This window comes from Salipiger sp. HF18 (assembly GCF_011806505.1).
Lineage (GTDB): Bacteria > Pseudomonadota > Alphaproteobacteria > Rhodobacterales > Rhodobacteraceae > Salipiger > Salipiger thiooxidans.
Window position 1 is genome coordinate 21960 of record NZ_JAATOS010000022.1, and the last position, 6000, is coordinate 27959.

A 6000-nucleotide genomic window follows, 5' to 3' on the forward strand; every position below is an offset into this window, starting at 1 on the left:
TTAACCGCGAACATGCATGTGCAGCCGCAGCTTTCGGTTGCGCCAAGGCGAAGGCAGGTGCATATCTGAAGTGGCAACCGAACATCGCCACGAATTCTTTTGAGTAGAGCATATTAAGTTGATCATAGGCAGAGTTTCCGAACTGAAAAACGCGGGAGTTTGGAAAGATTTTTCCGCGCCTGCAGATATTCAAGTCAGGCCTCGCACCTTGATTTACGGATTCAATGGGTCTGGGAAAACAACTCTTTCGCGGGTTTTTGCTTCAATTGAGCGGACAAGCCTTGAGGGGCGGCTACCCACAGAAACAACTTTCAAATTGGAAACGTCGGACGGTACAGCTATCACCCAAGACCCCATCTCAAACCCACTTGGGGGTAACCTGCTCGTTTTCAATACAGACTTCGTGTCACGAAACTTCGAATGGGATGCCAGCAGCACGAAGGGGATAGCGTACCTGAGCGAAAAGAAGGTCGATGCCCGAAAAGAGTTTGACGAGATAGTTCCAAAACTTTCCGCGGCCAAGCAACAGACCAAGATCACAGAGAAGGCGAAGACAAAGGCTAACAAGGAATTGTCGGACTTCAAAACGCGAGTGGCTCGAAACGTCCGAGAAATCGCTTCATCGAGTACCTATACGCAGTCCTACGACGCTCGAAAAGTTCAAGGACATTACTCCAAAGCCTCCTTCGGTGCGGAGAAGGAACTGTCCGAAGAAGGCCTCAAGAAAAACCAAGGAATACTCGCTCAGCGGGAACCCCTGCCAACGCTTTCGTTCTCGCCAAGCCTACCTGCTGGTCTGGTACGCTGGTTCAAGGCCAGTCAAGCCCTGCTAAGTCAAAGCATTTCCGGCATCGCTTTGAAGGAGTTCGAAGATCAGTCGGATGCACTTCGTTGGGTTGAGAGAGGGCTCCACTATCACGACGAACATAGTGTGGCTGACTGCTTGCTTTGTGGAAATCCATTCTCTGAAGAGCGCCGAGCACAGCTTCGGGTATTGTTCGACAAATCGTGGACCGAGGCGCTTCGCGCCTTGGAAGACGCCGCGAAGCGCGGGCAGGAACACCAACAAGCTCTGAGGGAACTCTACCGGTCTATCCCCAAGGAAGCAGAGGTTACAGGCGAAGAGCGGGAGGCCTTCACCCAGAACCGAGCGCTTTTTGAAACCGCTATCAAGCAGCTTGGCGTGTGTGTCGGAGAGCTCCTCAAGAGCATCGAGGTACGGGCAGCAAACCCTACCAAAGAAGTCGAGGTCACGGGGGAACTGGCCGATTTCGACCTTGAGAAGTGGCTTGCAGAATATGGGGCCATAGAGAATGCACTGATTGTTACCTTGAAGAAGCACAACGATGCATTCACGAGTTTTGCAGCAATGCAAAAGGATGCCTTCACAAAAATCGAAGCACATGTCTTAGCAGCCAACCAAGGTGATTGGAACCGCTTTCAGAAAGATGTGCGGGATGCGGAAACAGCCCTGAAGACAGCGCAAAAGGACGAGAAGGGCCTTACCGACCGTCAGTTGGAACTTCGCAATGACCTGCAAGACAATGGTGTCGGCGCAGACAAGATGAACGAGCTCATATGGGCCTATCTGGGACACAAAGAACTACGCCTTATTGCCGAAGCTGGCGGTTACAAAATCCTTCGCCCAAGCGGGAAACCGGCAACGGAGCTCAGTGAAGGGGAACGGACCGCTGTTTCCTTCTGCTACTTCCTGACACAATTGGCTGCCGAGGGTCGCAAGGTCGAAGAACTTGTGTTGGTCATTGATGACCCTATTTCGAGCCTCGATACCGCCGCTCGAACTTACGCCTATAGCCTGATGACACGCATGACCAAGAAGTGCGCTCAGGTCATCGTTCTTACGCATAACACCAGCTTCATGAATATGGTGAAACGCGAGTTTCAAAATTTGCACCGCAGGGACGAGAGCAAGTGGGGGAAGGCCTTACTTTCACTTGAATGTCGGGATTCGGGTGTTGGAGACGAACGGGTAACTTCGCTTGTCCAAATGCACAAATTGCTGGTGAACTACGACAGCGAATATCACTACCTTTTCCACCTTGTTCATAGCGCCGCGACAACTAGGAAAACCGACAAACTGTTCTTGCTGCCGAATGCGACGCGTAAGTTGCTGGAGATGTTCGCAACCTTCTGTTCGCCGGGCAGACCAAAATTCGCAGACGCTCTTGGGGAGTACCATGACAAGGTGAAAGACAAGCTTGATGTTCGCGCTCTCGAACGGCTTGTCCAAATTGAGTCGCACGGCACAATTGACGGCCTTGGAACATTGCCAGACCTCACGCTGGAAGAAGCCATCCGCGCTGCCGAAGCAGGTATCAACTTCATCAAGGAGGTTGGCGAGGATCACTACAAGAAGATGTGTACGGCTTGTAAGTAATACAGCTGCCAGAATAACACGATATCCCGATTTGGATTGGAAGCGGTCGCTTGCTGCGCTTGGCATGGGTGTCTGCAGTGGGCCGGTCGCGCAGGCGGACTGGGCCAAGGTCCATTGATCACAGCATGCGGACGCGTTTCACAACGCCTTATATTGTCAAACCTTTATCCAGGCATTCTTGGCGGATTGCGTATAGCGCTCAAATGGCGTCGCCTCGCGCCGTCGCGCCTCGCGCTGGATAAAGTTTAGAATGGAGAAATAGAAGTTTGTAATCGCCCCTCCATCACCGTCTTCCATTTTGCCAATACTATGACCAACATGTATTAAGCCGCGATCCAAAACGTACACTAAATCCAGGGCATGCCCTGTACCACACGCGGACTTCAGACGATTGACCTCACTTTCCAGCCAATTATTTTCTGACAAGTCCGTCTCGTATGCAAAAAGACAATGAAAATAGCGTGAATCTTTTTTACCTGTCGCTTTCATGCCCACGTCGTTACCTGCCAGCGGGCGGCCGAAGGGCTTCAGCTTTCGCAGTTTTCGAGCGGCTTTTACACTCTTTTCGATTTCCGCTTTTGTAAGTTTTGACTTCACTTCGATGGAGGAAAGCAACGCCTCTGCGGCAAGAATATCTGCGCCCGCAGTGCGAAACGGGAAATCAACAGAAGAATCGTAGAACATCAGGTCCAACTGTGGACTCGAACGACCATACAGATCCACGACCTCACCTTCTGTTACTGAATAGCGCCCGGGAAGTTGTTCGCGAAAAAAGGTTCCAAGAACGCCTTCGCGAGCCGTTCCTTTGCTGCCGCGATGGTTAATGCTCTGGGTCTTGAGGAATGACAACCCGAAGTCCTTTACTGCCGCCCCGAACTGAGGGTTCAAGTACGGGGTTCGAGGCAGTTTCCTTTTGGCCATCTCTATACATCCACTCGCTTTTTTTCAGTGCTAATCGCTCTCAAATCAACCATTAGCATGGTCCCTCAGATCACGCATAACTGACTAAGAAGACAGTTCCAACCACCACAGCTTTGGCGTGATTGATCAAAGCCTGATGTATGGAAGCTGCACCGCAGCGTCGCCAAAGCCAATCAATGTCCGGTTTGGGCCGGGAGCGACGGGTGCTGCTGCCTGCTAGGTGCACGGATCGCTGCGGTGCCGTAGGTCCGCTGCGCCACGTTGCGCAACAGGCCTGCGAATGTCCGGTCAGGGCTGGGTGGATCGCCGTGCCTGGTCCTCCAGCTGCGCCCGATCAAGCTTGCTTCTAACCCCTATCGATCAACGCTGCGCGTCGCGACGATGACTGCTCCGAACCGAGGTCAACTCGCGAAGCTTGCCGCCAGCGCCCGCCTCGAATGCCGCCATGCGGCTGAGGTCGGACCGGCTGCCTCACAAGTGTAAGCCTATCTCAGTTGGAAAGCGGGGGATACAAAGGGCTATGAAGCCCTCAAGACCATTGTCGCCATGACTGAGAAGCCATCTCTACCGCAATCGGAGCGTTTTCTTCTGCCTGTCTCTCCTGTGCCAAAACTACGTGCCTTTCAGCCGTATTACAGAGAGCGTGTGCTCTGCCGGATCGCGACAGCCTTCGAGCTGGCTTCGACGGATGAGCTTCCGCCGTATTTCCTCGTCGAGTTCATCCTTCCTGCGAAAATCGGGCTGAGAAAGGACCTAGAAAACCGGTTTGGCCCTGCTCCTGACCAAGAAGCCGAGAAGTGCCGCCGATTGGCAATGCGTGGATTTTTCGACAGTTTCCAATACCATCAGGCCGTTATCCAATGCGAAGATCGAATTTGCCTTGACCTTGTGCCTTCCGGCAAGGTGACGGCAGATGAGCGTGCATACTCTATGAGGTTCTTAAGTCATTTAAAGCGACGGCAATTAGGGCGCGAATAGGGTGGAGCACTGTGACAGTCTCGCCTGCAAAGGGATAAGGTTGAGTACGAAACGGCGTGGGCAAGGTTGTAGTTCTGAGCTCAAAATTATAATATTGATGCAAAATCAATTACTTGACTCGTTAAGCTCCCTCCAATTGACTGCGTGACATGTCAATTGGAGCCAGACGGCATGTGCTCGTCGTATGAAAAAATCAAGCGCGATCTGAAACGCGCTGACAGCAGTTTACGGGCGATCGCCCGTGAACTTGGTGTGTCTCACACTGCGGTGGTCGATGTCGCCAAACGAGAGCGGCGTTCCGCCAAGATTGCCAAGGCATTGGCCGAGAAGCTCCAGGTTTCTGTGGACCAATTATGGACAGATAAATCGCGGGAGAAAGGGAAATGACTTGGCCTTGAAAGTTTAAGAAGGCGTACACTTGCCGGTGTACGCCCTCTGAAAATGCCTTCGGTGCCTGACCGATAAGGCAACCCTCTTACATCACCGCAACCACGTCAAGGCTGACACCGGACGATTTTCAATCGTTCCGAACAGGGCCGGCGTGCCTGGAGGACGCCAGAAATGGATTTCAAGAAAGTGCTACGCCTGATCGTCATCGGCGATCTCAGTGATGTTGCGATCAGTCAGGTGTGCGCCGCGCATCGCACGACTGTCGCCAAGTACAGGAGAAAGCTGCATGATCACCCGCTCGGGCTCGAACAGATAGACGAATTGACCGTCGACGCCCTGCGCGCCGTACTCGGCCTGAAGCGCCAGCCTCCATCAAACCAATGGACAGAACCGGATTGGGACCTGATGGCCCGCCGCATGTCATCGGAGAAAGGCATGGTAATAACGGTTCTGCACGATGAGTACTTCCGGCAGGCCGAAAACCCCATGAGCTACACGCGGTTCAGGCGGCGGCTGAGCGCGCACCTCAAGAAGCGCGGGCCGATCATGCGTCAGATACGTGTTGCTGGGGAGGAGGCCTTTGTCGACTTCTCCGGCAAACGCCCAAAGATAACGGATCCTCTGACGGGCAAGACGCGACCGGTTGAACTTTTTGTCGGTGCTCTGGGCCACAGCCGCCTCATTTTCGCGACTGCAGTGCCAGATCAGAGCACACAAAGTTGGATCAAAGCCACTGTTGCCATGTTCGACTATTATGGCGGAACGCCGAAGTATCTTGTTCCCGATAACCTCAAGGCAGCAGTGCTTCACCCAAGGTCACACGCGCGTGGGCAAATTCTGAACCCTGGCTTTGATCGTGCAATGCAGCATTATGGCGTCACGCCGCTGCCAGCCCGAGTACGCAGCCCGCAAGATAAGGGGCTGGTCGAACAATCCGTGCTACATGTCAAACGTTGGATCACGCTGCGATTGTCGGGGCAGACTTTTCATTCCATCGCCGAGCTCAACCGCGCCATCGCTATGGAGCTCGACCGGATCAACGTGAAGCCCATGCGGCGCCTGGCAGGGCGGTCTCGAAGAGACATATTTGAAAGCGAGGAACGCAGCCGCTTGCGAAAGCTGCCGCATCTGCCTTTCCGCAATCTTGAACACATACGATCCGTTCGGGTTCCAGATGACTATCATGTCGAACATCGCGGCAACTTCTATTCCGTACCGCATGAGCTGATTGGCGAGGCGATCGATCTCTTCGAGGATCAGGAGATTGTGAGCCTTTTCCATAACCATCGCCGTGTCGCTATTCATCCGCGCCA

5 protein-coding genes are annotated in these 6000 nt (G+C 53.4%); 4 read left to right on the forward strand and 1 reads right to left on the reverse strand.

Translation table 11 applies throughout. From position 1 onward, the window contains the following. Positions 1 to 118: 118 nt before the first annotated feature. Positions 119 to 2398 carry an AAA family ATPase gene (locus HC022_RS04630; protein ID WP_167451528.1) on the forward strand — a complete coding sequence of 760 codons (2280 nt, stop codon included), beginning with the start codon at positions 119 to 121 and terminating at the stop codon, positions 2396 to 2398. Between the two features lie 156 nt (positions 2399 to 2554). On the opposite strand, the gene HC022_RS04635 is transcribed toward HC022_RS04630, so the two are convergent. Next, positions 2555 to 3247: a DUF6602 domain-containing protein gene (locus HC022_RS04635; protein WP_167451529.1), complete on the reverse strand. Its 693-nt coding sequence runs from the start codon at positions 3245 to 3247 to the stop codon at positions 2555 to 2557. Positions 3248 to 3865: 618 nt separating this feature from the next. Between HC022_RS04635 and HC022_RS04640 the strand changes: the two genes are divergently transcribed. The 3 genes from HC022_RS04640 to istA all read left to right on the forward strand — a co-directional run. Beyond that, on the forward strand, positions 3866 to 4297 hold the full coding sequence (locus HC022_RS04640; protein WP_167451530.1) for a ProQ/FINO family protein: 432 nt from the start codon (positions 3866 to 3868) through the stop codon (positions 4295 to 4297). Between the two features lie 171 nt (positions 4298 to 4468). Further along, positions 4469 to 4684 carry a helix-turn-helix domain-containing protein gene (locus HC022_RS04645; RefSeq protein ID WP_167451531.1) on the forward strand — a complete coding sequence of 72 codons (216 nt, stop codon included), beginning with the start codon at positions 4469 to 4471 and terminating at the stop codon, positions 4682 to 4684. Positions 4685 to 4858: 174 nt separating this feature from the next. After that, positions 4859 to 6000 (forward strand): IS21 family transposase (gene istA / locus HC022_RS04650; RefSeq protein WP_167451532.1); only part of this gene is annotated, 1142 nt, incomplete at its 3' end.